Origin of the sequence: Enterobacter sp. JH25 (assembly GCF_021725435.1) — a bacterium.
Classification (GTDB): Bacteria; Pseudomonadota; Gammaproteobacteria; order Enterobacterales; family Enterobacteriaceae; genus Enterobacter; species Enterobacter intestinihominis.
The window spans coordinates 217,764-242,231 of sequence record NZ_CP091319.1 but is presented as its reverse complement, the minus strand read 5'-3'; the positions used below and the strand labels follow the sequence as shown (position 1 = coordinate 242,231).

The window sequence follows — 24,468 nt, the reverse complement described above, 5'->3', positions numbered from 1 at the left end:
CAGCGCAAAAAGGCTGGTGACTAAAAAGTCACCAGCCATCAGCCTAATTACTTAGGCTGCAACCAGAAAAGTTGGCTTATTTAACTTCAACTTCAGCGCCAGCTTCTTCCAGAGATTTTTTCAGTGCTTCTGCGTCGTCTTTGCTCACGCCTTCTTTCAGCGCAGCTGGAGCAGATTCTACCAGGTCTTTAGCTTCTTTCAGACCCAGGCCAGTTGCGCCACGTACTGCTTTGATTACAGCAACTTTGTTCGCGCCAGCAGCTTTCAGAATTACGTCGAATTCAGTTTTTTCTTCAGCAGCTTCAGCCGGGCCCGCAGCTACAGCTACAGCAGCAGCAGCAGAAACACCGAATTTTTCTTCCATTGCAGAAACCAGCTCTACAACGTCCATTACGGACATAGCTGCTACTGCTTCAATGATTTGATCTTTAGTGATAGACATTTAAATTGTTCCTGAAAATCAGAATAAGTTTATACGTAAGCAAATGCTTTATAAAGATAACTGCGATTAAGCAGCTTCTTTCGCATCGCGTACAGCAGCCAGAGTGCGAACCAGTTTGCCAGCCGCAGCTTCTTTCATGGTTGCCATCAGGCGTGCAATTGCTTCTTCGTAGGTCGGCAGGGTGGCCAGGCGATCGATTTGCGATGCCGGGATCAACTCACCTTCAAAGGCTGCAGCTTTGACCTCAAATTTTGCATTCGCTTTCGCGAACTCTTTGAACAGACGAGCAGCAGCGCCCGGGTGTTCCATAGAGTATGCAATCAGGGTCGGACCAACAAACGTGTCTTTCAGGCACTCGAACTGAGTACCTTCAACTACGCGACGCAGCAGGGTGTTACGAACAACACGCATGTATACGCCAGCTTCACGACCTGCTTTACGCAGTTCAGTCATTTTGTCTACAGTAACGCCACGGGAATCCGCAACTACTGCAGACAGCGCGCCTTTGGCTACTTCGCTGACTTCAGCAACAATCGCTTGTTTGTCTTGAAGATTTAAAGCCATTAGCTTTGCTCCTGGATGTTTGCCGGAACTCATGTTCCGGAACTCACTTCACTCGACCCAACGGGAAGAGCGTCTTAATACGGTGAGCAGAAACAAGCCAGAGTATTTAAAATAATCTTAGCGTTCTGTCACCGTCTACGCAGGGGATTAAGTTTCTTGCGAAACACCTGCGGTCTTCGACGGAGGCCTGGATAGGCCAGGCTCCAACGAACAATTCTTTTAGCCGCTAACTTTTGTTAGCAAACGTGGGGGTAAGATTGTAGACAAAATCACCGCCCACGTAAAGGCATTAGTTTGCAGCAGCGCTCAGGCCAGCCTGGTCAACTGCAACACCTGCACCCATGGTGGTGGAGATGCTAACTTTCTTGATGTACACGCCTTTCGCCTGAGTTGGTTTAGCTTTTTTCAGCGCAACCAGCAGAGCTTCCAGGTTTTCTTTCAGTTTGTCAGCGTCAAAGTCCACTTTACCGATGGTGGTGTGGATGATGCCGTTTTTGTCGTTACGGTAACGAACCTGACCTGCTTTAGCGTTCTTAACCGCTTCAGCAACGTTAGGAGTTACAGTACCCACTTTCGGGTTTGGCATCAGGCCGCGTGGACCCAGAACCTGGCCCAGCTGGCCAACAACGCGCATTGCATCTGGAGAAGCAATAACAACGTCAAAGTTCATTTCGCCTTTCTTGATCTGATCAGCCAGATCTTCCATACCTACCAGTTCAGCGCCGGCAGCTTTAGCCGCTTCAGCGTTTGCACCCTGAGCAAATACAGCTACGCGTACGGAACGGCCAGTACCGTGTGGCAGTACAGTTGCGCCACGAACGTTCTGATCGGATTTACGAGCGTCGATGCCCAGGTTAACGGCAACGTCAACGCTTTCAACGAACTTAGCAGTTGCCAGTTCTTTCAGCAGAGCGATAGCTTCGTTGATGTCGTACTGTTTGGTCGCATCAACTTTGTCACGGATCACGGACATGCGCTTGGTCAGTTTAGCCATTTCTTAGTCCTCCACTACCAGGCCCATGGAACGTGCAGTACCTTCAATGGAGCGAGTCATCGCTTCAATGTCGGAACCAGTCATGTCGGCAGCTTTGGTCTGCGCGATTTCCTGCAGCTGAGCGCGGGAAATTTTACCCACTTTGTCTTTGTTCGGCTTACCGGAACCAGACTTGATGCCCGCTGCTTTCTTCAGCAGAACTGCTGCTGGAGGGGTTTTGGTAACGAAAGTGAAAGAACGGTCAGCGTAAACAGTGATTACAACTGGGATTGGCAGACCTTTTTCCATGGATTCAGTTTTGGCGTTGAACGCTTTACAGAATTCCATGATGTTCACACCCTGCTGACCCAGAGCTGGACCAACTGGTGGACTTGGGTTCGCCATACCTGCTGCAACCTGCAGCTTGACGTAGGCTTGTACTTTCTTAGCCATTCTAAAATCCTCTGATTGGGTAATAACGCCTCGGAGAGGCTCCCCGTGAATAAAATTCGTTTTACGGGTCGGAACCCATAAAAACAAAAGGCGCGAAATTGTATTCCAATCTCGCGCCCTGTGCAACGATTAAATCGTCGCTTTTTTGATCGCTGCTTAGGCTTTTTCTACCTGAGCAAAGTCCAGCTCTACCGGGGTCGCACGACCAAAGATAGAAACGGAAACTTTCAGGCGGGACTTCTCGTAGTCCACTTCTTCGACGACGCCATTAAAGTCAGCAAACGGACCGTCGTTAACACGAACCATCTCACCCGGTTCAAACAGCGTTTTCGGACGCGGTTTATCACCCACCTGCTGGAGGCGGTTCATAATCGCATCAACTTCTTTGTCGCTGATTGGCGCCGGACGGTCAGATGTGCCGCCGATAAAGCCCATCACGCGTGGTACGCTGCGCACCAGGTGCCAGCTCGCGTCGTTCATCACCATCTGAACCAGCACGTAACCCGGGAAGAATTTACGCTCGCTTTTGCGACGTTGGCCACCACGGATCTCAACCACTTCTTCGGTCGGAACCATAACTTCGCCAAATAACTCTTCCATATTGTGTAATTTGATATGCTCACGCAGCGACGTAGCTACGCGGCCTTCAAAACCGGAAAACGCCTGAACGACGTACCAGCGCTTTTTAGGGGCTTCAGACATCTCAGAACCTCAGGCCAGTGATAAAGGATACCAGGCGAACCAGAATACCATCCAGTCCCCACAGGATCAGTGACATTACAGCGGTTACCGCCGCTACAATCAGCGTGGTGTGCAATGTTTCCTGGCGAGTCGGCCAAATGACCTTGCGGACTTCGGTACGCGCTTCGCGGGCAAACGCAACGGTCGCTTTGCCTTTCGTCGTCAACAGCGCGACACCACCCGCCGCAGCAATCAGAATTACCACTGCAAGCGCGCGTAGCGGCAGCATCATGTCACGATAAAGATAGTTGCCGACAATCGCCACAATCAGCAGCACGGCTACAACTACCCATTTCATCGCTTCCAGGCCGCGCCCGCTCCCTTGAGCTTCGGTATTCGCACTCATAAACCAACCTGTCAGAAGTATTCTACAAACATTTTCACCCCGCGAGTGCGAGGCAAACCAATCGAAATGCTATTCGCTTTTCGTATTATACGCTCTCCGCAGAGCCTGTCTCAGCAATGATTATGACAAAATTAATCACTGATGAGCCAGGTTCTGATGTGAAAGCGTGCAAAAAGGGCATCAAATGATGCCCTTTTATTGCGCATTGCGTCAAATGTTATCAGCGATTAGCCGAGAACTTTAGCAACAACGCCCGCGCCAACGGTACGGCCACCTTCACGGATTGCGAAACGCAGACCGTCGTCCATCGCGATTGGGTGGATCAGAGTCACAACCATCTTGATGTTGTCGCCTGGCATTACCATCTCTACGCCTTCTGGCAGTTCGATGGTACCGGTCACGTCAGTTGTACGGAAGTAGAACTGTGGACGGTAGCCTTTGAAGAACGGAGTATGACGGCCGCCTTCGTCTTTGGACAGAATGTACACTTCAGATTCGAACTTGGTGTGTGGCTTGATTGAGCCTGGCTTCGCCAGAACCTGACCACGTTCGATTTCTTCACGCTTGATACCACGCAGCAGAACACCAACGTTCTCACCAGCACGGCCTTCGTCCAGCAGTTTGCGGAACATTTCAACGCCAGTACAGGTAGACTTCGCAGTCTCTTTGATACCAACGATTTCAACTTCTTCACCAACTTTGATGATACCGCGCTCTACACGACCGGTAACAACGGTACCACGACCGGAGATGGAGAATACGTCTTCGATTGGCAGCAGGAATGGCTTGTCAATCGCACGCTCTGGTTCTGGGATGTAAGAATCCAGGAAGCCAGCCAGTTCGATGATTTTCGCTTCCCACTCTGCGTCGCCTTCCAGCGCTTTCAGCGCGGAACCACGAACGATTGGAGTGTCGTCGCCTGGGAAATCGTACTGAGACAGCAGTTCACGAACTTCCATCTCTACCAGTTCCAGCAGCTCTTCGTCATCAACCATGTCGCATTTGTTCAGGAACACGATGATGAAAGGAACGCCTACCTGACGACCCAGCAGGATGTGCTCACGAGTCTGAGGCATAGGGCCGTCAGTCGCAGCAACAACCAGGATCGCGCCGTCCATCTGCGCAGCACCGGTGATCATGTTTTTAACATAGTCGGCGTGGCCTGGGCAGTCTACGTGTGCGTAGTGGCGAGTCGGGGTGTCATACTCAACGTGAGAGGTGTTGATGGTGATACCACGAGCTTTTTCTTCTGGTGCGTTATCGATCTGATCGAAAGCACGAGCAGCACCGCCGTAGGTTTTAGCCAGTACGGTAGTGATTGCAGCGGTCAGCGTTGTTTTACCATGGTCAACGTGGCCGATAGTACCGACGTTAACGTGCGGTTTTGTACGTTCAAACTTTTCTTTAGACATCGATTGTCCCTCTAAGACACGGATAAATCGGTGATATCACCACATCAACCAGGCGAAAATGCCTGAACTGTTGAATACATTTACATTGAAACAGAGAGAAAGGGAGGGAGAAGTGAAGTGGTGCTGATACCCAGAGTCGAACTGGGGACCTCACCCTTACCAAGGGTGCGCTCTACCAACTGAGCCATATCAGCACGTATTGGAGCGGGCAGCGGGAATCGAACCCGCATCATCAGCTTGGAAGGCTGAGGTAATAGCCATTATACGATGCCCGCATCCTGAAACTCGGCTACCCAGTTCTTTCTGTAACAAAAAAAGAGATTTCTCTCTTTTCTGTTCGAGCTGGTCAATTTTTCCAACCAGCTCCGGCGGCGTTGACGCTGCCAGAAAGTGGTGGTGGGGGAAGGATTCGAACCTTCGAAGTCTGTGACGGCAGATTTACAGTCTGCTCCCTTTGGCCGCTCGGGAACCCCACCGGACTTGATGGTGCCGACTACCGGAATCGAACTGGTGACCTACTGATTACAAGTCAGTTGCTCTACCTACTGAGCTAAGTCGGCATCAAGTAGCGCGCATTCTATGGAGACCTGCGCAGTCATGCAACTAAAAAATTGCATAAAACGTTCTTTCGCTCACATTTTATTCGAAACCAGGGCTAACCGCTGTAAATTCATCCGCTCGCGATTAAAAATCCAACATGAACGCCTGATTTCGGCACGCTATAGCCCCGGGTGATGCCTGCCCGGTTAAGCATCGCTTTCCCATATTTTTTCTTATTATTCCTCTCATCTGGTGTTAACCTCCTGCCCATTGTCCAAAATTAACTATGTGATGAGCCCGCACCCGCCGTTTCGTGATGGTTCACAGAAGCATGCTTATGAGCAAAAAAGAGCAAACGTTAATGACGCCCTATCTTCAGTTTAACCGTAGCCAGTGGGCAGCCCTGCGTGACTCCGTCCCTATGACACTGACGGAAGGTGAAATCGCACGGCTAAAAGGGATAAACGAAGATCTCTCCCTGGAAGAGGTGGCAGAAATCTATCTCCCCCTCTCTCGCTTGCTTAACTTTTACATCAGCTCCAACTTGCGTCGTCAGGCCGTACTGGAACAGTTCCTCGGCACGAACGGTCAACGTATTCCTTATATCATCAGTATTGCGGGCAGCGTGGCAGTGGGTAAAAGTACCACCGCGCGCGTGCTACAGGCGCTGCTTAGCCGCTGGCCGGAACACCGCAGCGTGGAGCTGATCACCACCGACGGCTTCCTGCATCCCAATGAGGTGTTGAAAGAACGCGGCCTGATGAAGAAGAAGGGCTTCCCGCTCTCTTATGATATGCACCGCCTGGTAAAGTTTGTCTCTGATTTAAAATCGGGCGTGCCGAACGTTACCGCACCGGTCTACTCGCATCTGATCTACGACCGCATCCCGGATGGTGACAAAACGGTGGTGCAGCCCGACATCCTGATTCTGGAGGGCTTAAACGTACTGCAAAGCGGGATGGATTACCCTCACGATCCGCATCACGTGTTTGTCTCTGACTTCGTCGATTTCTCAATTTATGTGGATGCGCCTGAAGATCTGTTGCAACGCTGGTATATCAACCGCTTCCTGAAGTTCCGTGAAGGGGCGTTCACCGACCCGGATTCTTACTTCCACAACTACGCTCAGCTCTCTGAAGAAGAGGCTATCAACGTGGCGACCGGGCTGTGGAATGAGATCAACTACGTCAACCTCAAAGAGAACATCCTGCCGACGCGCGAACGTGCAAGCCTGATCCTCACCAAGAGTGAGAAACACGCCGTTGACCAGATTCGTTTACGGAAGTAGATCTCAGACGTAAAAAAAACCGGCTAATCGCCGGTTTTTTCCTTTATGCATGCGGCTTTTCGCCGTTTTCATCCTGATCGACCGCGAAGCAGGCCACCAGCTGTCCACCATAATCTTTCAGTTGTGGCTGCAACTGCGTACACGGACCGAAGCGCCGACGGCAGCGGGCGTTGAACGCACATCCCGGCGGCGGGTTAAGCGGGCTTGGTAACTCGCCGGTCAGCTTAATGCGCTCACGACGGTCATCCGGGTTCAGTCGCGGCGTCGCAGACAGTAGTGCCTGAGTATATGGATGACGCGGGTTATTAAAGATCTGATCTTTCGTCCCCTTCTCTACGCAGCGTCCCAGATACATCACCATCACCTCATCGGCAATGTGCTCAACCACAGACAGGTCATGGGAGATGAAAACGTACGACAGCCCAAGATCCTGCTGTAAATCCATCATCAGATTCAGCACCTGCGCACGCACGGATACGTCGAGCGCCGAAACCGGTTCATCGGCAATCACCACGTCCGGGTCGAGCATCAGACCACGGGCGATGGCGATACGCTGACGTTGACCGCCAGAGAACATATGCGGATAGCGATCGTAATGCTCGGTTTTCAGGCCCACCTTCGCCATCATCGCCAGCGCTTTTTCACGACGCTGCTCTTTGCTCAGGTTGCTGTTGATCAGCAGCGGCTCTTCCAGAATCTGCCCCACTTTTTTTCGCGGGTTCAGCGAACCATACGGATTCTGGAACACAATCTGGATTTTCTGACGTCGCAGTTTCTGCGCCTGCGGATCGTGCTTGAGCAGATCCTGGCCCTGATAGTAAAGCTCGCCGCCAGTCGGAACTTCAATCATCGTTAACAGACGGCCCAGCGTGGACTTCCCACAGCCAGATTCCCCTACCACCGCCAGCGTTTTTCCGCGTTCGAGAGTAAAGGAGACACCATCCAGCGCTTTTACCAGGCGCTCAGGAGCAAAGAGGCCCTTCTTCACCGGGTAATGTTTTTTCAGGTCGATGGCCTGCAACAGCATTTGTTGCGTACTCATAGTGTTGGCCTCCCGGCATCATCGAGTGGGTAGTGGCATTTCGACTGACGTCCGTCAGCTAACAGGTTCAGCTCCGGCTCGTCGACGCGGCATTTATCCGTCGCATACGGGCAGCGCGGGTTAAGCAGACAGCCCTGAGGACGGTCATATTTACCCGGTACCACCCCCGGCAGCGAGGCCAGACGCGCTTTATCCTGCGCGAACTCCGGCAGCGCGCGCAGCAGCGCCTGCGTATAGGGATGACGCGGGGCCCGGAAGATATCGTGTGAACTCCCGGTCTCCACCACCTGGCCTGCATACATCACAATGATTTTGTGTGCCGCTTCAGCCACCAGCGCCAGATCGTGCGTAATCAGCACCAGCGCCATATTCTCTTTCTGCTGCAACTCCAGCAGTAGCTCAATAATTTGCGCCTGAATGGTCACGTCCAGCGCGGTTGTCGGTTCATCGGCAATCAGCAGTTTTGGTCGACAGGCAATGGCCATCGCGATCATTACACGCTGACTCATCCCACCGGACAACTGGTGCGGATAAACGTCCAGACGCGATGCCGGATCGGGTATACCCACCTGCGTCAGCAGGTCAATAGCGCGCTGGCGACGGGTTTGCTTGTTACCGCCCTGGTGCACCTTAATGGCTTCCATAATCTGGAAACCCACGGTGTAACACGGGTTCAGACTTGTCATCGGGTCCTGGAAGATCATCGCCACTTCCGCTCCCACCAGTTGGCGGCGCTGTTTTTCGGAAATGCGCTGCAGATCCTGACCATTGAACTCCAGGCTTTCCGCCATTACGCGGCCGGGATAATCAATCAGCCCCATGATTGCCAGTGAACTCACTGACTTACCGGAACCGGACTCCCCAACGATACCAACCACTTCGCCCTGATTTACGCTATAGCTGATGCGGTCCACAGCACGAAACGGTGTGCCTTCATCGCCGAAGTGCACCGATAATTTATCTACATTTAATAACGCCATCTCGTGCCTCTTACTGCTTCAGTTTGGGATCAAGTGCATCACGCAGACCATCACCCATCAGGTTAAATGCCAGCACCGTCAGCAGAATCGCCAGACCCGGGAAGGTGACGACCCACCAGGCGCTTTGCGCGAACTGCAACACGTCGGAGAGCATGGTGCCCCATTCCGGTGTTGGCGGCTGCGCACCCATGCCAAGGAAGCCAAGAGCGGCCATATCGAGAATGGCGTTAGAAAAACCGAGCGACGCCTGAACAATCAGCGGTGCAAGGCAGTTAGGAAGAATATTGACGAACATCTGGCGCATCGCCCCCGCACCCGCCACTCGAGATGCTGTCACATAATCGCGGTTCACCTCGACCAGCACGGCCGCACGGGTTAATCGGACATAGTGAGGAAGCGCAACGAACGTTAGCGCGAGCGCGGCATTGCCTATCGAAGGACCAAAGACCGCGACCAGCACCAGGGCCAGCAGAAGGCTTGGCAATGCCAGCATGATATCGACGATACGCATGATGACGTTATCAACGATGCCGCCGAAGTAGCCCGCCACCAGACCAAGCACAACGCCCATGATCAGCGACAACACCACCACGAGACAGCCAACCAGCAGAGAGAGGCGCGCACCGTACATCAGACGAGACAGCACATCACGGCCAACGTCATCGGTACCGAGCAGGTGCGTCAGGCTACCACCTTCCTGCCAGGCCGGTGGCGCGAGCAGCGCATCACGGAACTGGTCCGCGGGGTTATACGGCGCAAGGAAGTTCGCAAACACCGCAATCAGGATCATGATGGAAACATACACCAGCCCGACGACCGCGCCTTTGTTGCGCTTGAAGTAGTGCCAGAATTCCTGCATCGGCGTCATTGGCACCGGTGCGGTAACCGCTTTATTTTGAGTAACTTGTGACATGATGGCCCCTTACTTCTTATGACGAATACGCGGGTTCACCACGCCGTACAGCAAATCGACCAGCAGGTTGACGAGGATAATCATCGTCGCGACCAGCAATACACCGCCCTGCACAACCGGATAATCACGGCGTTGCAGCGCATCAATCAACCAGCGTCCAAGGCCTGGCCAGGAGAAGATGGTTTCGGTCAGGATCGCCCCGGCCAGCAGCGTACCGACCTGCAAACCGATAACGGTCACCACCGGCAGCATGGCGTTACGCAGGGCATGAATGATGATGACGCGCATACGGGTCAGACCTTTAGCGCGGGCAGTACGAATATAATCTTCGCCCAGCACTTCCAGCATGGAGGAACGAGTCATACGCACGATCACCGCAAGTGGGATGGTGCCCAGCACCATTGCAGGCAGGATCATGTGCGCAACCGCATCAATGAAGTTGCCCTCTTCGCCCCAGATCGCCGTATCAATCAGCATAAAGCCGGTTAACGGGTTGGTGTCGTCAAGGAAAACCATATCGCTGACACGTCCGGAGACCGGCGTCAGGTTCCACTGCACCGAGACCAGCATGATCAGCATCATGCCCCACCAGAAGATAGGCATGGAGTAGCCGGTCAGTGCCAGGCCAACGGCGGTGTGGTCGAAAATAGAGCCACGCTTAACGGCAGCCAGCACGCCGACGGGAATCCCCACCGCGGTCGCGAAGATCATGGCGCAGATGCCGAGTTCCAGCGTCGCCTGGAAACGCGGCACGAACTCGTCCCACACCGGAAGACGGCTTTTCAGTGAAATCCCTAAATCGCCGTGTAATACGCCCCAGATGTAGTGGAGGTACTGCTGCCACATCGGCTTATCAAGGCCGAGTTCAGCCAGCAGTTGCGCATGACGTTCAGGGGAGATACCACGCTCGCCCGCCATAATCATCACCGGATCACCCGGGATCATATGGACGAAGGCAAAAGTGAGAAGGGTGATACCGATAAACGTCGGGATAACCAGTCCCAGACGTCGGAGGATGAACTGCAACATAACCCGGATTCTCTCTGATGACGCACGCTCAGTAGCGTGACGTCTGTATTGCTCACAAATGTAAATTCCCTCTCCCTTCGGGAGAGGGTTAGGGTGAGGGGATGCATGCACGCCCCTCACCCCTGCCCTCTCCCACAGGGAGAGGGAGAACACCCTACTTATTATTCAACAGACACGTTTTCGAAGTGGTGTTTGCCCAGTGGATCGACCACGTAGCCCTTCACTTCTTTACGCACTGGCTCGTACACGGTGGAGTGAGCAACAATCAGCGCCGGAGCCTGATCGTGCATGACAACCTGCGCTTGCTTGTACAGTTCGATACGTTTGTTGTGATCATCGGTCGCACGCGCCGGCTGGATCAGGTCTTCAAACGGCTTGTAGCACCAGCGAGAGTAGTTGGAACCGTCTTTCGCTGCCGCACAGCTGAACAGGGTCGCGAAGAAGTTGTCCGGATCCCCGTTGTCGCCGGTCCAGCCCATCATGACCGCCTGGTGTTCGCCCGCTTTGGCGCGTTTCAGGTACTCGCCCCACTCGTAGGTCACAATTTTGGCCTGTACGCCAATCTTCGCCCAGTCAGCCTGAACCATTTCCGCCATACGACGTGCGTTCGGGTTGTAAGGACGCTGTACCGGCATCGCCCACAGCTCAACGGTGAAACCTTTATCCTGGCCCGCTTCTTTCAGCAGCGCTTTCGCTTTCTCAGGATCGTAGGTGTAGTCCTTAATGTCGTCGTTATAGCCCCACATGGTTGGTGGGATCAGGTTCTTGGCCGCAACGCCAGCGCCCTGGTAAACGGCTTTGATGATCGCTTCTTTGTTCACCGCGTAGGTCAGCGCCTGACGCACTTTCACGTCATCGAACGGTTTCTTCTCGGTGTTGAAGGAGAGATACCCCACGTTCAGGCCCGCCTGCTCCATCAGGTTGATATTTTTGTCCTGCTTCATGCGCGCGATGTCAGCCGGGTTTGGATACGGCATCACCTGACATTCGTTTTTCTGCAATTTTGCGTAACGCACGGATGCGTCAGGCGTGATGGAGAAGACCAGACGGTCGATCTGCGGCTTGGTGCCCCAGTAGCCCGGGAAGGCTTTATACAGAATACGGGAATCTTTCTGGTACTGAAGCAGCTGGAACGGGCCGGTACCGATTGGGTTCAGGTCCACTTTTTCCGGCGTGCCGGCTTTCAGCATGTTGTCCGCGTACTCTTTAGAGAGAATAGAGGCGAAGTCCATCGCCAGGTCAGCGAGGAATGGCGCTTCCGGACGCGTCAGCACAAACTGAACGGTTTTATCGTCCACTTTTTTCACTTCAGCAATCAGGTCTGGCAGACCCATCCCTTCGAAGTATTCATAGCTGCCGCCAGACACTTTATGGTACGGGTTCTGGGCATTTTTTTGACGGTCGAAGGAGAACACTACGTCGTCGGCGTTAAAGTCGCGCGTAGGTTTGAATTCTTTGCTGTCCTGCCACTTCACGCCCTGACGCAGGTGGAAGGTATAGGTTTTACCGTCTTCGCTGATATCCCACTTTTCAGCCAGGCCAGGAATCACTTCCGTGGTGCCGGTTTTAAATTCAACCAGACGGTTATAGATCGGTACAGAGCTTGCGTCGTAAGTCGTACCAGAGGTAAAGAGCTGTGGGTTAAAGCCTTCCGGAGAGCCTTCAGAACAGTAAACCAGGGTTTTTGCCTGTACGCTTGCTGCGACGGTCATGGCCACCAGGCTCAGACCAAGCTTCAGCATCCCTGACTTCTTCAAGGAAATACTCATTATTGTGCTCCAATGTGATGTTTTGCTTTGTTGTGTTACGCCGCCTGACCTTTATTTATTTTTTACCCGGTCCGGTCGGTGATGCCCGAGGGCGTTAAAAGGGATAGAGAATCCTTTCAGAAGAGCGTTTGAGTTGCAGCGCAGATCCTCCCTGAAATGCCCCTCGTGCCCTACAATCTGTCAACAGAATGTGAAAACGTCAATACAGGTGGCGGGGATTTACGTGGAGTGTGAGAAACCGCAAACAAAGATTAAAAAAACTCTGAATGCCAGTTTTCAGCAGAGAAATTTATGCTACTCGCCATGTTGCAGCACAAACCCCTCCCTATTTCGCAACACCCAGTGATTAAGTTTTATTCAGAATGGGTAAATTTTCTTACAGAATGGTGATTATCTGAGCACTAAATACCGCGAACGTTAAAACGCACAGCGAAAAATGCTGAGGTTATCCATAAGCAACGCGAAAAAAGATCAAACTATATATAAAAAAATACAATGGATTATGTCACAAAACCGCAAGCAGGCAGGGGGAAGCAGGGCTAAGGGGTTTTTTGAGGACTCGTGTGGGGTAACGCGTTAATGCAAAAAGGGCTAACCTTGCGGTTAGCCCTTTTTAGAATGTGGTCGGCGAGAGAGGATTCGAACCTCCGACCCACTGGTCCCAAACCAGTTGCGCTACCAAGCTGCGCTACTCGCCGAATGCGGAGCGCATCTTACTGCTGAGGTGCGCCCTCGTCAATCCCTTATTTTCAAAAAGCCATTCAACTGGCGATATTCTCGCCAGACCAGCTACTGCGCGGCTTTTGTGGTGTTATCAGGGAGTTTACACCAGTTGTTGTTTTCGTTAATCCCACCGTTCGGTGAGGTATAGCCGAGACAGCCCATAATAGTGTCGTACAGCTCAACGTGACGGCGCGGTACCTTAATCTCTGCCTGCTGTTTCAGGTGGGCAAACATTTTGGCTTTGTCCGGGTTTTCCAGATACTTGTCCGACATCCACATGATCATCGGCACGCGGAACTGCTCTGGTGGCGCCAGCTTACGCGGCGTACCGTGTAAATGCTCTTTCTCGTTGATGGACTCGCCGTGGTCGGCCGCGTAGATCACAATCGCTTTCTTATCGCGAAGCTGGTCAATCACCCGGCTGAGGAAGGTATCCACATACAGAATCGAGTTATCATAGGCATTGATCAACTCCTGCTTGCTACAGTTCTTGTTAATGCCGACGCACTCAGGCGTCCATTTGGCGAAATCGCGCGTGTAACGCTGATAGTAGCTGTAGTGTGACCCTTTGGTATGCAGAACAATAAGGTGCTTACCCTGCGGATGGTTTTTCAGCGACTGTTCCATCTCAGAGAGCAGCAGCATGTCATCAACGTTCTTTCCGCGGTTACGCGGCTCGGCGCCAATCTGCTCGCGGTAGGCGATGTTATCCGCCATGGTGTTGGTGTAGAACCACATCTCACTTTGCATGGCGAACAGATCGGAGCTAAATCCAAGCTGCTTCAGAACAGCAAATACGTTTTGCTCTTTGAGAGTGCGCTGAGGGTTATCACTCGCACCGCCCTCGCGAACAAACATACAGCGCAACGAGAGCTTCGTGGCGGTATCGCAGGAGTAGCCGCGGTATGCCACCAGATTCTTTTCCTGCGCCAGTTTCGGGGTGGTATCGCGGTCATAACCGAGAATACCCATATGATCCCAGCGCGTCGTTTCGCCGATAACGAAGACCACGTAAGTATCATCCAGCCCGTCAGCCGGAGCCTGGTAGGTGAACTTTTTGGTCGGGTTAATCAGCGATTTCACATCGCTGGATTCGTCCGCCTGAGCCCAGGCATAAAGACCTAACGCCGACAGCCAGTTAGACGGCAGGTACGAGTTAGCCACCACGCCGCCGTAGCTTGGCATATCCACGCCTGTCGCTTTTTCGATCCGTTTTTGCTGCTTTTCCATCAGGCGAATAGGCGCCCATACCAGCAGACCCGCCAGAAGAACGACGGCGACGTTGCGGATGCGCTGTCCCCGGGTACGCAGCTGGCGTAACAGGGTGTAGCGACAGGTGTTACTCCAGATAAAGAAGAGCGGGATCAGGCAGGTCAGAATCGTCCACAGGATGAACCCTTGACCCACCACCTCTTTCGAGAGGTCGATGTCCGTGGTCATCACCGAGGCCACAATACCGTAGCCAATGACCACGTTCATGAATGTCATGTAATAGCTTGCGGCGGCTGAGATAATCACCACCAGCGAGGCCAGAATTTGCCATGTACGACGGCCAAAGAGAGAGAGCAGGCGTAACAGGAAGAAGGTCGCCAGAATTGAGCCAAACACTTCAATCGCGGCAAAAATTCCATTTCTTACAGTGAGGTGTTCGAAATAACCTTCCACTCGTCTGAACAGCACCGCGCCATTCAGAAACAAACCGATATAGACAGCCAGCATCAGACACAATCTTTGCTGGGTAAGAGACCTAATATATTTCATGCAAACAACCCTGGGGGAAGGGGTATAAAAACCCGCCGAATCTCAGTGAGAAAGCTGACAGAGTAAGTAGATGCGAGAGAAACCGTTATCAGAAACGTCTACAAGCGCGATAAGTAGACCACAGCAGGGAAGAAAAGTGGCAGCAGAGAATGTGAATCGATGAAGATTTTTACAAAATAGCAAGTCCGGAAGCGATTTAGAAATAAATAAAAGAGGCCCTGCGGCCTCTTTTCATCGCATCATACATGCGCTTCTTTATACAGTTCGCGCTGCGGCTGACGGATCGTGGTGGACAGCGCCAGCGAAATAATCAGCAAAGCGAATATCACGCAGAAGGTCACGTAGAAGCCGCCAAAAAGCGAGGCAATCAGTGAACCGCAAATACTGCCGATACCGAAGCCGAGATAAATGACGCCGTAGTTTTTCGCCAGGTTGTTCAGGCCGAAGAACTCGCTCACCAGTGACGGGAAGACGGTAATAGTGCCGCCAAAGTTAAAGGCTACGCAGGCAATTGCTGCAAAGAATGTCGCCTCGTTCAGCGGAGCGAACAGCAGTGCTGCCATACCCACCAGGGAGATGACCTGCCCCAGCGTAATCACACGGATACGGGCGATTTTGTCAGACAGGATACCCAGTACCAGACGACCCGAGAGGTTAGCGATGGAGATGACCGTTACCGCGTTCGCCGCCGTCGCCGCGTCCAGTTTTACCATCCCCTGCGCGATATCTTTCGCCACACCGATGACATACAGACCGCTCATGCAGGCCGTCAGGAACATCACCGCCAGCATCCAGTACTGCGGCTTACGCATGGACTGAGCGAGGGTGAAATCGTTCTCCACCACGCCGTTAACGGTTTTCACTTCCTGCTGTGGCGCATCTTTCATCAGCGTGGCGCCGAAGAGGATCATTACCAGCACAATCACGCCCCAGATCATAAAGGTTTTCTCAAGCCCCACCGAGGCCAGCAGATGGGAGTCAATGAATTTGAACCCCAGGCTGCCCAGGCCATATGAACCAATGGCAAACGCGGAGATAAGCCCTTTACGCTCCGGGAACCACTTCACGCAGTTAGACAGCGTCAGCAGATAACCTGCGCCGTCCGCCAGACCCACCAGCACCCCGGCGCTTAACCACAGCATCATCAGGTTGTTTGAATATGCCGTCAGGAAGAAGCCCACGCCCAGCAGGATCCCGGAGGCCATGGTTACGCGCTTCACGCCGAAGCGCTCCTGAAGTTTGCCCGCCACGGAAGAGGAAATCGCTAATCCAAGGCTCAGCAAGCCGAAGGAGAATGCCACCTGGCTTATCGGTGCGCCGAGCTTATCGGACAGGGCGCTGTTAAACAGGCTCCAGGTATAGACCGAGCCCAGTGCGAACTGGGTAACGATGGTGCCGAAAAGCGTCAGCCAACGCGTGCGGTTATAAGTTGATGTGTTCATGGCAGTGTCCTGCAAGAGAAATTAAGGAAGTTCGCTGAGGACACGATAAACAAAACCCCAAAACGCCAGGGGTAAAACGGCATGAAATGCAGGAGATACGGAATGAAATGCCTGGAAGCGGGAATGAATGACCTTGCCGGAAAAGAAAACGCTTAAAGGTGAGTGACCACTATCACCACAGCCCGCGCCGTTATTGTATTAAATATGTTACCGCAGCGTTTAAAAAAGTAACAACCCTAAAATTTGGCGCTTAAGCCCAGGGTGTACAAATATTCTTCCTCCGACTGCTGGTTGTAGCTGATCTTCGCCCAGGGATGTAAATCACCATACTGCGTATCAACGCGCCACCCCAACGAGTTCACGCTGGCATGCCAGAGGGGATCGGTAAGCGGCTGCGTGGTAGTTGCCTCACCAAATGCATTCACCGTTGCAGGGAGAGCGCCATCAGTGCGCCACGCCATGACGGGGCCGGTGGTAAAATGTCCCGCCACGGGAAAATTCCAGCCAACGCTCAGAACGGTTTCCGCATCTGAACCGGATGGGTCGTTCAGGGCAAAGCCCGCAGCATTCTGCGAATGGTTGATACGCTCCGCGAGAATATCTTCATAACGAGGTTGGTGATCGGCGTCCCATGTATAGCGTTCCGTCGTATTACTTTGTGCATCTGAAACGATATATTCCTGTTGCCACGCAAAAGCGGTGTTACATATAAGCAGGCAGGCTGAGACACCCACCAGGCCAGAAGCAGCATGGCGACCACTGATTTTTTTTAACATCATCAAAGCGACTCCAGAAAGAGCCGAGTTCGGCGATATATGTCATTGTTCGAAGAGGTATTAGGGCGTATAGCCCTGTATTAACTATTGTCTCTTTAGCAAACACGTCAAGCCGGGCAGATTGAAATTTTTGCGTTTACCGTATCAGGAAGGGAGATGACCTATGCAACGTTGCGGCTGGGTAAGCCAGGATCAGCTTTATATCGATTATCACGACAAGGAATGGGGCGTGCCGGAAACCGACGGTAAAAAACTGTTTGAAATGATTTGCCTTGAAGGCCAGCAGGCCGGGCTGTCGTGGATCACCGTTCTGAAAAAGCGTGAGAACTATCGCAAGGCCTTCCACCATTTCGATCCGGTTGCGGTGGCCGCCATGACCGACGAAGACGTGGAAAGGCTGGTTCTGGATACCGGTATCATCCGCCATCGCGGTAAAATTCAGGCCATTATTGGTAACGCGCGTGCTTATCTGGCGATGGAGCAAAACGGCGAACCCTTCTCAGCTTTTGTCTGGTCGTTTGTGGATAACGAGCCGAAGGTGACGCAGGCCGCCACGCTTGCAGAGATCCCAACGTCTACCCCCGCCTCAGATGCCCTGTCAAAAGCGCTGAAAAAACGCGGCTTTAAGTTTGTGGGCACCACCATCTGTTACTCCTTTATGCAGGCCTGCGGGCTGGTCAATGACCACATTAAGGGCTGCTTCTGCCACCCGGAGGGCCACCATGATCCGCAAATGGCAAAGTGAGGATACCGCTCCGCTTTTGAGTCTGTGGCTGGAGAGCACCACCGAGGCGCATCCGTTTATCGACGCAAGTTACTGGCAAGCGAATGAAGCGGTAGTGCGGGATGATTACCTTCCCGCCGCCGAGACCTGGGTCTGGGAAGAAAACGGTACCCTGTGCGGTTTTATCAGCGTCATGCAGTTCCAGTTCGTGGGGGCGTTGTTTGTCGCCCCGGCGTTCATCGGAAGGGGGATCGGGCGTGCGCTGCTGAACTATGTTCAGCAGCACTACCCGTATTTAACCCTGGAGGTGTATCAGAAAAACGTGCGGGCGGTGAATTTCTATCATGCTCAGGGTTTTCGCATCGAAGACAGCGCCTGGCAGGATGATACCCAACACCCGACGTGGATCATGAGCTGGCAGGCGGATCAAATGCCGTAAGGGGAAGCGCCGGCCCCTCATATTTCTCCACCCATGCCAGCGCCGTATTCCCCGCACAGCCGTTCCCCAGCTTCGAGCTGGGGAGATCTTTGGTCAGCACGTTTACGGCGCCGTTCTTACAAATACCGCCCTCGTCCAGCGCCAGATCCGGCCATGCTCCCTGATGAATGCAGAACACGCCTGGGCGGATCCCTTCACTCACCACGGCGCCAGCCAGCACCTGCCCGCGTGCGTTCCAGACGCGAACGAGATCGCCGTCGTTAATCCCCCGCGCCTTTGCATCGTCGCTATTCAGCGCGATCGGCTCACGACCCGCCACCGCATACTGCTCGCGCAGAGCCGAATAGTTGAGCTGGCTGTGCAGACGATGGGCAGGATGGGCAGACAGCAGCTGAAGCTGCCCCGGCTGCGCATTGCCATGCCATTCGTCCGGCTCCAGCCACGCCGGGTGCGGCGGGCAGTCCGCGTAGCCAAAGCTGGCGATGCGCTCGCTGTGGATCACAATCTTCCCGCTTTCGGTTTTTAACGGGTTATTCTCCGGATCGCGACGGAAGTCAGCAAAGCGCACAAACCGCGCGTTCTGCTCGCTTTCCGGCATTTCGAAGAGTTGATTCGCCTCCCAGAATTCAGCAAATGGCGGCAGCGTCACGCCCTGCGCAGCCCCGCGCTGGCTTGCAATCTGGTAAAACGTTTCCAGCCATTGCAGATCCGTTTTGCCCTCGGTGAAACGCTCCCGTCCGCCCGCTTCCCATAATTCACTCAGGTCAGCAAAGACGTCATAATCATCCCGCGCTTCATCCCGGGGAGCCACGACGCGCTTCATCGGTACCATATGCTGGTTGCTGTAATCCCCCGTCATGGTGAGATCGTTACGCTCGAACGAGGTCGTGGCGGGCAAAACGATATCGGCATGTTTCGCTGACGCGGTCCAGAAGCACTCCGAGATCACCACCAGCTCCGGTTTCTGCCAGGCGCGGATCAGGCGGTTGGTATCCTGGTGATGGGTGAAGTTGGCCCCACCCGCCCACCAGACAAACTTAATATCCGGGAAATGGCGATCCTGACCGTTGTGCTGATAAAACCCGCCGGGGTTCTCCAGAGCTTCAACAATGCGTGCCACCGGAATTTTATCCACAGCGTCCACGCCACCCTGCACCGAGCCCTGCATGGACGCCAGCACCGCCGCTTTACGCGTCGGGTTGCCGCCGTTGGCAAAGTGATAGGAAAGGCCAAAACCGCCGCCGGGTGTGCCAATCTGCCCAAGCATCGCGGCGAGCGTCACCAGCATCCAGTGCTTCTGCTCGCCAAACTGCTGGCGCTGCATCCCCCATCCGGACATGAGCATCGTGACATTGCTATGGAATAACGCTGCCAGTTCGCGGATTTTAGCGGCATCAACGCCGCAAATCGCCGCAGCCCACTCTGCGGTTTTGGCGATACCATCGGTTTTGCCCGTCAGATAGTCGGCAAATTTATCGAAGCCCGTGGTGCAGCGCGTCAGAAATTCCGTGTCGTGCCAGCCGTTCTCCACCAGGGTGTGGGCGATACCCAGCATCATCGCCACGTCGGTGCCCATATGCGGCGCGATCCACTCGGCGCTGTCGCCGAAGAAATCAAGCGTTTCAGAACGCATCGGATCGATACAGATGATGCGCTTGCCGCTTTTGCGCAGCGCATCGAAGTAGGAAACGCCCTGCTCGTCGGACGCATTCCAGGCAATTTTAAGGGTATTGAGCGGGTTGGCGCTCCACAGCACCACCACCTCTGTATGCTCCAGCACCAGCGGCCAGCTGGTCTGCTGCTGATAAACCTCATTCCCGCCCACGACATACGGCATGATCGCCTGCGCCGCGCCGGTCGAGTAATCACCCAGATGGCCGGTATATCCTCCGGCCAGGCTCATATAGCGTTGCAGCAGGGTTGCGGCCTTATGCAGCACGCCGTTTGAGCGCCAGCCATAGGAGCCGGCAAAAATGGACGACGGGCCATAGCTGTCGCGGATGCGTTTATGCTGCGTATGGATCAGCGCCAGGGCATCGTCCCAGCTCACGCGCACGAACTCATCCTGCCCGCGAATACCTTGCGGTTTATCCGGTGACGCCAGAAAGCCTTTACGCACCATCGGCCAGCGTACGCGAGTTTTGCTATGTACCTGATCGCGAACGACGGTCTGTAAAGAGTTGAGATGGCGCGAAGGCAAAGCCCCGCGAGACGACAGCACGGTGTCGCCATCGGTTTCGACCAGCATCGGCCCCCAGTGGGCGGCGGTCAGAATGGTTTTTGTTGAGGTGCTCAAAGCGTGCGCTCCTGGTTGCGTGCAGGTATGACGGCCTTTCATTGAGGCAGTTTATCGTTTGTGACAAATTTCAGAGTTATACACTGAATTTTCTCCGTATTCGGACGTCATAATCCACTGCCACGTCCGTCGTGGCAAAGAATAAAAAGGATTAAGGAAATAAGATGAAAAAACGCGTACTCGTTATTGCCGCTCTGGTGAGCGGTGCTCTGGCTGTTTCAGGCTGCACAACCAACCCTTACACCGGCGAACGCGAAGCGGGTAAATCCGGCATTGGCGCGGGTATTGGTTCCCTGGTGGGCGCTGGCGTTGGCGCACTCTCCTCCTCCAAGAAAGATCGCGGTAAAGGTGCACTGATTGGCGCAGCGGCAGGCGCAGCCCTGGGCGGCGGCGTGGGTTATTACATGGATGTGCAGGAAGCAAAACTCCGTGACAAAATGAAAGGTACAGGCGTGAGCGTGACGCGCAGCGGTGACAACATCATCCTGAACATGCCAAACAACGTGACCTTTGACAGCAGCAGCGCGACGCTGAAACCCGCAGGCGCGAACACCCTGACCGGCGTGGCCGCGGTGCTGAAAGAGTACAACAAAACTGCCGTGAACGTGATTGGCTACACCGACAGTACCGGCAGCCAGGATCTGAACATGCGTCTGTCGCAGCAGCGTGCCGATTCCGTGGCCAGCTCGCTGATCACCCAGGGCGTAGAAGCGAACCGCATCCGCACCAGCGGCATGGGTCCGGCTAACCCGATCGCCAGCAACAGCACGGCGGAAGGCAAAGCGCAGAACCGCCGCGTTGAGATTACGTTGAGCCCTGTGCAGTAGGTAAAAGCAAAACGGCAACCCTGTTGCCGTTTTAGTGTTTGCGCCCTCTCCCGTGGGAGAGGGTTGGGGTGAGGGCATCAGACCGCCACCCGGCAAATTGCTTGATTCGTCAGATTTTCCCGCTAAGGTATTCTCACTAATTTCAGGGAAATCAGCGATGAGCAAACCAACCCGGGCCACCATCAGCGACGTGGCGAAAGCCGCCAAAACCGGTAAAACCAGCATTTCACGCTACCTCAACGGCGAGAAACACCTGCTTTCCGATGCACTGCTGGCGCGAATTGAACAGGCCATTGCCGATCTCAACTACCGTCCCAGCCTGATGGCGCGCGGCCTCAAGCGGGGTCGTACCCGTCTGATTGGCCTCATCATCGCCGATATCACCAACCCTTACTCCGTTAACGTCCTCAGCGGCATTGAGGCGGCGTGCCGTGAGAAAGGCTTTACCCCGCTGGTCTGTAACACCAATAACGAAGTTGATCAGGAGTTGCACTACCTCGATCTGCTGCGCAGCTATCAGGTGGAAGGGATCGTGGTCAATGCCGTCGGGATGCGCGAAGAGGGACTAAATCGCCTGCAACAATCGTCGCTGCCGATGGTGCTTATTGACCGCAAAATCCCGGAATTTGCCTGCGATGTGGTCGGGCTGGATAACACCCAGGCGGCCACCACTGCCACCGAACATCTGATTGAACAGGGTTTCGAAGCCATTTTGTTCCTGAGCGAACCGCTGGGTATGGTTAACACCCGCCGCGACCGCCTGGCTGCATTTCGTGCCACGCTGGCGCGTTATCCCGGGGTGATCGCCGAAAATGCCGAAATCTCCCTCCATGAAGCCGATCAGCTGGATAATACCCTGCGCCAGTTCCATACCCGCCATCGGGGTATGCGCAAAGCGGTGATCTCCGCGAACGGGGCGCTGACGCTTCAGGTTGCCCGCTCGCTTAAACGCATTGGCCTGCACTGGGGCAGCGACATCGGCTTACTCGGCTTTGATGAACTGGAGTGGGCTGAACTTGCTGGCGTAGGCATTACCACCCTCAAACAACCCACCTGGCAGATCGGCTATGCCGCGGTTGAACAAGTGGTTCGCCGCATTGAAGGCACCCGCGACGCCGTACGCGAGCAGGTTTTTTCTGGCGAGCTGGTCGTTCGCGGCTCTACTGCCCGTTAATTTCCCCTTCGTGACAGCGATCATAAATTCAGCATCCCGATCTTTTCTTTGGAACCGGTTCCATCTAGCGTAATACTATCGATTACGCCCTGGAGTCAGGAAATGAGCAGGAAAATTATGGTGGTCACCGCCGCGTATGGCGCGGATCAGGTGCGACAAGCAGGCGGTCAACGGGCGATGCTTCCCGTTATTGCCGGCGCAGGGGCTGATGGCGTTGAAATCCGCCGCGAGCTCTTCAGCAGCGACGATTTAATGGCCCTGCCTGCGCTCGGCGAGTCCATTGAACTGCTGGGGTTACTGGCGTGCTACTCCGCCCCGGCCCCCCTGTTTATGCCCGATGGAACCCTCAACCCGGATCTTCCGCGCTACCTTAGCGAAGCCAGCACCCTGAACGCCCTGTGGCTTAAAGTCTCGCTGGGCCATTTCAGCGACAAACAACCGCTTGAAGCCCTGCGCGTACTGCTGGATGAAAGCGGCATGACGCTGGTGGTGGAAAACGACCAGACCGACTGCGGTCAGCTCGCTCCGATGCAGCGCTTCAAAGCCGCCTGCCGGGTAATGGCGCTGCCGGTCACGCTGACGTTCGATATGGGCAACTGGCTGTGGGTTGGCGACTCCCCGGAAGAGGCTGCACGTCAGTTGGCTCCCGCCGTGAGCTACATTCATGTGAAGGCCGCGGTCCCGCATAAGGCGCAATTCCGCGCCGTCGCGCCGGATCAGACCGATTCTCGCTGGCGGGATCTGCTTAATCAACTGCCTGCCGATGCGCCACGCGGTATCGAATTTCCGCTGGAAGGGACTGATCTCACCGCCGTCACCCGCCATTACGTCAACCTGCTGCGCGAGGAGTAAACCATGCACAAGACGCTGGATGTCATCACCATCGGCGAGGCCATGGCGATGTTTGTCGCCACCGAAACAGGCGAGCTGAACGCAGTGGAGCACTTTATCAAACGCGTTGCAGGTGCTGAGCTGAATGTTGCTACCGGCCTTGCGCGGCTGGGGCTGAATGTTGGCTGGGTAAGCCGCGTGGGAAATGACAGCTTTGGCCATTTCGTACTCGACTCGCTGAAAAAAGAGGGCATTGATGCCGCAGGCGTGACTCTCGACGGACGCTTCCCGACGGGCTTTCAGCTGAAATCTAAAGTTGAAAATGGAACCGATCCCATCGTGGAGTATTTCCGTAAAGGCTCAGCGGCAAGCCATCTCTCCGTGGATGATTATCACGCCGCGTATTTCTCCTCTGCGCGCCACCTGCACCTGAGCGGCGTGGCGGCGGCGCTCTCGGCCAGTTCGTACGATTTACTCGATCATGCCGCTTCGGCAATGAAAGCGCAGGGCAAAACGATCTCCTTTGATCCAAACCTGCGTCCGGTGCTGTGGAAAAGCGAAGCGGAGATGGTTGAGAAACTCAACCGACTGGCGTTTCAGGCGGACTGGGTACTGCCGGGGGTAAAAGAGGGAATGATCCTCACTGGCGAGAGCACGCCGGAAGGCATTGCTGATTTTTACCTCAACAAAGGAGTAAAAGCCGTGGTGCTGAAAACCGGTGCTGACGGTGCATGGTTCAAAACTGCCGACGGCGAGCAAGGCGCCGTCGCTGCGGTAAAAGTCGATAACGTGGTCGATACCGTGGGTGCGGGCGATGGGTTTGCCGTCGGGGTCATCAGCGCCCTGCTGGAGGGCAAACCGCTGTCGCAGGCCGTGGCGCGAGGCAACAAAATTGGTTCGCTGGCGATTCAGGTGCAGGGCGACAGCGAAGGATTACCAACACGAGCAGAGCTCGGAGTCTGAATTCTCTCTCCCACAGGGAG

The 24,468-nt window shown here is 54.3% G+C and carries 23 protein-coding genes and 5 tRNA genes; 7 read left to right on the top strand and 21 right to left on the bottom strand.

Annotated features, from left to right (window positions below; all coding sequences use genetic code 11):
* Positions 1-76: 76 nt before the first annotated feature.
* From rplL to L2Y28_RS01165, 11 genes are all read right to left on the bottom strand, one after another.
* Positions 77-442 carry a 50S ribosomal protein L7/L12 gene (rplL, locus tag L2Y28_RS01215; RefSeq protein ID WP_002445276.1) on the bottom strand — a complete coding sequence of 122 codons (366 nt, stop codon included), beginning with the start codon at positions 440-442 and terminating at the stop codon, positions 77-79.
* A 66-nt stretch (positions 443-508) separates the two neighbouring features.
* The gene (rplJ, locus tag L2Y28_RS01210) at positions 509-1,006 is read right to left on the bottom strand and encodes a 50S ribosomal protein L10 (protein WP_003862338.1); all 498 of its coding nucleotides are present in this window, start codon (positions 1,004-1,006) and stop codon (positions 509-511) included.
* A gap of 289 nt (positions 1,007-1,295) precedes the next feature.
* Complete coding sequence (gene rplA / locus L2Y28_RS01205) at positions 1,296-2,000, bottom strand: 50S ribosomal protein L1 (protein WP_006810530.1); 705 nt, start codon at positions 1,998-2,000, stop codon at positions 1,296-1,298.
* Between the two features lie 3 nt (positions 2,001-2,003).
* The gene (rplK, locus tag L2Y28_RS01200) at positions 2,004-2,432 is read right to left on the bottom strand and encodes a 50S ribosomal protein L11 (protein ID WP_003862340.1); all 429 of its coding nucleotides are present in this window, start codon (positions 2,430-2,432) and stop codon (positions 2,004-2,006) included.
* Positions 2,433-2,588: 156 nt separating this feature from the next.
* Positions 2,589-3,134 carry a transcription termination/antitermination protein NusG gene (nusG, locus tag L2Y28_RS01195; protein ID WP_003862341.1) on the bottom strand — a complete coding sequence of 182 codons (546 nt, stop codon included), beginning with the start codon at positions 3,132-3,134 and terminating at the stop codon, positions 2,589-2,591.
* A gap of 1 nt (position 3,135) precedes the next feature.
* Entirely contained in the window at positions 3,136-3,519 is a 384-nt protein-coding gene (gene secE, locus L2Y28_RS01190) for a preprotein translocase subunit SecE (RefSeq protein WP_003862342.1), read from the bottom strand.
* A 227-nt stretch (positions 3,520-3,746) separates the two neighbouring features.
* The gene (tuf, locus tag L2Y28_RS01185; RefSeq protein WP_022646700.1) at positions 3,747-4,931 is read right to left on the bottom strand and encodes an elongation factor Tu; all 1,185 of its coding nucleotides are present in this window, start codon (positions 4,929-4,931) and stop codon (positions 3,747-3,749) included.
* Positions 4,932-5,049: 118 nt separating this feature from the next.
* Positions 5,050-5,125, bottom strand: a tRNA-Thr gene (locus tag L2Y28_RS01180).
* Between the two features lie 6 nt (positions 5,126-5,131).
* Positions 5,132-5,206 (bottom strand) — tRNA-Gly (locus L2Y28_RS01175).
* 116 nt (positions 5,207-5,322) lie between these two features.
* Positions 5,323-5,407, bottom strand: a tRNA-Tyr gene (locus L2Y28_RS01170).
* A gap of 8 nt (positions 5,408-5,415) precedes the next feature.
* Positions 5,416-5,491: transfer RNA gene (locus tag L2Y28_RS01165), tRNA-Thr, on the bottom strand.
* A 317-nt stretch (positions 5,492-5,808) separates the two neighbouring features.
* On the opposite strand from L2Y28_RS01165, the gene coaA reads away from it, so the two are divergent.
* Entirely contained in the window at positions 5,809-6,759 is a 951-nt protein-coding gene (gene coaA, locus L2Y28_RS01160; RefSeq protein ID WP_032622068.1) for a type I pantothenate kinase, read from the top strand.
* Between the two features lie 43 nt (positions 6,760-6,802).
* Here the strand turns inward: coaA and dppF are convergent, their stop codons facing one another.
* From dppF to L2Y28_RS01115, 9 genes are all read right to left on the bottom strand, one after another.
* A complete protein-coding gene (dppF, locus tag L2Y28_RS01155) occupies positions 6,803-7,801 on the bottom strand; it encodes a dipeptide ABC transporter ATP-binding subunit DppF (protein ID WP_022646698.1) in 999 nt (332 codons plus the stop codon).
* A complete protein-coding gene (gene dppD / locus L2Y28_RS01150) occupies positions 7,798-8,781 on the bottom strand; it encodes a dipeptide ABC transporter ATP-binding protein (protein WP_010426220.1) in 984 nt (327 codons plus the stop codon). The genes dppF and dppD overlap by 4 nt, the downstream gene beginning before the upstream one ends.
* Before the next feature lie 10 nt (positions 8,782-8,791).
* Entirely contained in the window at positions 8,792-9,694 is a 903-nt protein-coding gene (gene dppC, locus L2Y28_RS01145) for a dipeptide ABC transporter permease DppC (protein WP_022646697.1), read from the bottom strand.
* Positions 9,695-9,703: 9 nt separating this feature from the next.
* Positions 9,704-10,723 carry a dipeptide ABC transporter permease DppB gene (gene dppB / locus L2Y28_RS01140; protein WP_022646696.1) on the bottom strand — a complete coding sequence of 340 codons (1,020 nt, stop codon included), beginning with the start codon at positions 10,721-10,723 and terminating at the stop codon, positions 9,704-9,706.
* 161 nt (positions 10,724-10,884) lie between these two features.
* Complete coding sequence (dppA, locus tag L2Y28_RS01135; RefSeq protein ID WP_022646695.1) at positions 10,885-12,492, bottom strand: dipeptide ABC transporter periplasmic-binding protein DppA; 1,608 nt, start codon at positions 12,490-12,492, stop codon at positions 10,885-10,887.
* A gap of 621 nt (positions 12,493-13,113) precedes the next feature.
* Positions 13,114-13,190, bottom strand: a tRNA-Pro gene (locus tag L2Y28_RS01130).
* A 91-nt stretch (positions 13,191-13,281) separates the two neighbouring features.
* Positions 13,282-14,976, bottom strand: coding sequence for a kdo(2)-lipid A phosphoethanolamine 7''-transferase (gene eptB / locus L2Y28_RS01125; RefSeq protein WP_022646694.1), 1,695 nt, complete (start codon positions 14,974-14,976; stop codon positions 13,282-13,284).
* Between the two features lie 239 nt (positions 14,977-15,215).
* Positions 15,216-16,418: an MFS transporter gene (locus tag L2Y28_RS01120; protein ID WP_022646693.1), complete on the bottom strand. Its 1,203-nt coding sequence runs from the start codon at positions 16,416-16,418 to the stop codon at positions 15,216-15,218.
* A gap of 236 nt (positions 16,419-16,654) precedes the next feature.
* Positions 16,655-17,197, bottom strand: coding sequence for a lipase (locus L2Y28_RS01115; protein ID WP_022646692.1), 543 nt, complete (start codon positions 17,195-17,197; stop codon positions 16,655-16,657).
* 160 nt (positions 17,198-17,357) lie between these two features.
* On the opposite strand from L2Y28_RS01115, the gene tag reads away from it, so the two are divergent.
* Entirely contained in the window at positions 17,358-17,939 is a 582-nt protein-coding gene (tag, locus tag L2Y28_RS01110) for a DNA-3-methyladenine glycosylase I (protein WP_022646691.1), read from the top strand.
* Positions 17,917-18,357: an N-acetyltransferase gene (locus tag L2Y28_RS01105; protein WP_022646690.1), complete on the top strand. Its 441-nt coding sequence runs from the start codon at positions 17,917-17,919 to the stop codon at positions 18,355-18,357. Before tag ends, L2Y28_RS01105 begins: the two co-directional genes overlap by 23 nt.
* On the opposite strand, the gene L2Y28_RS01100 is transcribed toward L2Y28_RS01105, so the two are convergent.
* A complete protein-coding gene (locus L2Y28_RS01100; protein WP_045261850.1) occupies positions 18,326-20,695 on the bottom strand; it encodes a molybdopterin guanine dinucleotide-containing S/N-oxide reductase in 2,370 nt (789 codons plus the stop codon). The genes L2Y28_RS01105 and L2Y28_RS01100 overlap by 32 nt on opposite strands.
* A gap of 122 nt (positions 20,696-20,817) precedes the next feature.
* On the opposite strand from L2Y28_RS01100, the gene L2Y28_RS01095 reads away from it, so the two are divergent.
* The 4 genes from L2Y28_RS01095 to L2Y28_RS01080 all read left to right on the top strand — a co-directional run bounded on the left by L2Y28_RS01095 (position 20,818) and on the right by L2Y28_RS01080 (position 24,448).
* Positions 20,818-21,480 carry an OmpA family lipoprotein gene (locus L2Y28_RS01095; protein WP_022646688.1) on the top strand — a complete coding sequence of 221 codons (663 nt, stop codon included), beginning with the start codon at positions 20,818-20,820 and terminating at the stop codon, positions 21,478-21,480.
* A 157-nt stretch (positions 21,481-21,637) separates the two neighbouring features.
* Positions 21,638-22,654, top strand: a complete 1,017-nt coding sequence (locus tag L2Y28_RS01090) for a LacI family DNA-binding transcriptional regulator (protein ID WP_022646687.1) — start codon at positions 21,638-21,640, stop codon at positions 22,652-22,654.
* Between the two features lie 102 nt (positions 22,655-22,756).
* Positions 22,757-23,506 carry a sugar phosphate isomerase/epimerase gene (locus L2Y28_RS01085; protein WP_032622065.1) on the top strand — a complete coding sequence of 250 codons (750 nt, stop codon included), beginning with the start codon at positions 22,757-22,759 and terminating at the stop codon, positions 23,504-23,506.
* 3 nt (positions 23,507-23,509) lie between these two features.
* Positions 23,510-24,448, top strand: coding sequence for a sugar kinase (locus L2Y28_RS01080; protein WP_022646685.1), 939 nt, complete (start codon positions 23,510-23,512; stop codon positions 24,446-24,448).
* Positions 24,449-24,468: the final 20 nt, after the last annotated feature.

What these genes read in the sequence shown, in the direction of transcription:
- rplL (WP_002445276.1), bottom strand. Translation starts at nt 442, where the DNA reads ATGTCTATCACTAAAGATCAAATCATTGAAGCAGTAGCAGCTATGTCC.
- rplJ (WP_003862338.1), bottom strand. Translation starts at nt 1,006, where the DNA reads ATGGCTTTAAATCTTCAAGACAAACAAGCGATTGTTGCTGAAGTCAGC.
- rplA (WP_006810530.1), bottom strand. Translation starts at nt 2,000, where the DNA reads ATGGCTAAACTGACCAAGCGCATGTCCGTGATCCGTGACAAAGTTGAT.
- rplK (WP_003862340.1), bottom strand. Translation starts at nt 2,432, where the DNA reads ATGGCTAAGAAAGTACAAGCCTACGTCAAGCTGCAGGTTGCAGCAGGT.
- nusG (WP_003862341.1), bottom strand. Translation starts at nt 3,134, where the DNA reads ATGTCTGAAGCCCCTAAAAAGCGCTGGTACGTCGTTCAGGCGTTTTCC.
- secE (WP_003862342.1), bottom strand. Translation starts at nt 3,519, where the DNA reads ATGAGTGCGAATACCGAAGCTCAAGGGAGCGGGCGCGGCCTGGAAGCG.
- tuf (WP_022646700.1), bottom strand. Translation starts at nt 4,931, where the DNA reads ATGTCTAAAGAAAAGTTTGAACGTACAAAACCGCACGTTAACGTCGGT.
- coaA (WP_032622068.1), top strand. Translation starts at nt 5,809, where the DNA reads ATGAGCAAAAAAGAGCAAACGTTAATGACGCCCTATCTTCAGTTTAAC.
- dppF (WP_022646698.1), bottom strand. Translation starts at nt 7,801, where the DNA reads ATGAGTACGCAACAAATGCTGTTGCAGGCCATCGACCTGAAAAAACAT.
- dppD (WP_010426220.1), bottom strand. Translation starts at nt 8,781, where the DNA reads ATGGCGTTATTAAATGTAGATAAATTATCGGTGCACTTCGGCGATGAA.
- dppC (WP_022646697.1), bottom strand. Translation starts at nt 9,694, where the DNA reads ATGTCACAAGTTACTCAAAATAAAGCGGTTACCGCACCGGTGCCAATG.
- dppB (WP_022646696.1), bottom strand. Translation starts at nt 10,723, where the DNA reads ATGTTGCAGTTCATCCTCCGACGTCTGGGACTGGTTATCCCGACGTTT.
- dppA (WP_022646695.1), bottom strand. Translation starts at nt 12,492, where the DNA reads ATGAGTATTTCCTTGAAGAAGTCAGGGATGCTGAAGCTTGGTCTGAGC.
- eptB (WP_022646694.1), bottom strand. Translation starts at nt 14,976, where the DNA reads ATGAAATATATTAGGTCTCTTACCCAGCAAAGATTGTGTCTGATGCTG.
- L2Y28_RS01120 (WP_022646693.1), bottom strand. Translation starts at nt 16,418, where the DNA reads ATGAACACATCAACTTATAACCGCACGCGTTGGCTGACGCTTTTCGGC.
- L2Y28_RS01115 (WP_022646692.1), bottom strand. Translation starts at nt 17,197, where the DNA reads ATGATGTTAAAAAAAATCAGTGGTCGCCATGCTGCTTCTGGCCTGGTG.
- tag (WP_022646691.1), top strand. Translation starts at nt 17,358, where the DNA reads ATGCAACGTTGCGGCTGGGTAAGCCAGGATCAGCTTTATATCGATTAT.
- L2Y28_RS01105 (WP_022646690.1), top strand. Translation starts at nt 17,917, where the DNA reads ATGATCCGCAAATGGCAAAGTGAGGATACCGCTCCGCTTTTGAGTCTG.
- L2Y28_RS01100 (WP_045261850.1), bottom strand. Translation starts at nt 20,695, where the DNA reads ATGAAAGGCCGTCATACCTGCACGCAACCAGGAGCGCACGCTTTGAGC.
- L2Y28_RS01095 (WP_022646688.1), top strand. Translation starts at nt 20,818, where the DNA reads ATGAAAAAACGCGTACTCGTTATTGCCGCTCTGGTGAGCGGTGCTCTG.
- L2Y28_RS01090 (WP_022646687.1), top strand. Translation starts at nt 21,638, where the DNA reads ATGAGCAAACCAACCCGGGCCACCATCAGCGACGTGGCGAAAGCCGCC.
- L2Y28_RS01085 (WP_032622065.1), top strand. Translation starts at nt 22,757, where the DNA reads ATGAGCAGGAAAATTATGGTGGTCACCGCCGCGTATGGCGCGGATCAG.
- L2Y28_RS01080 (WP_022646685.1), top strand. Translation starts at nt 23,510, where the DNA reads ATGCACAAGACGCTGGATGTCATCACCATCGGCGAGGCCATGGCGATG.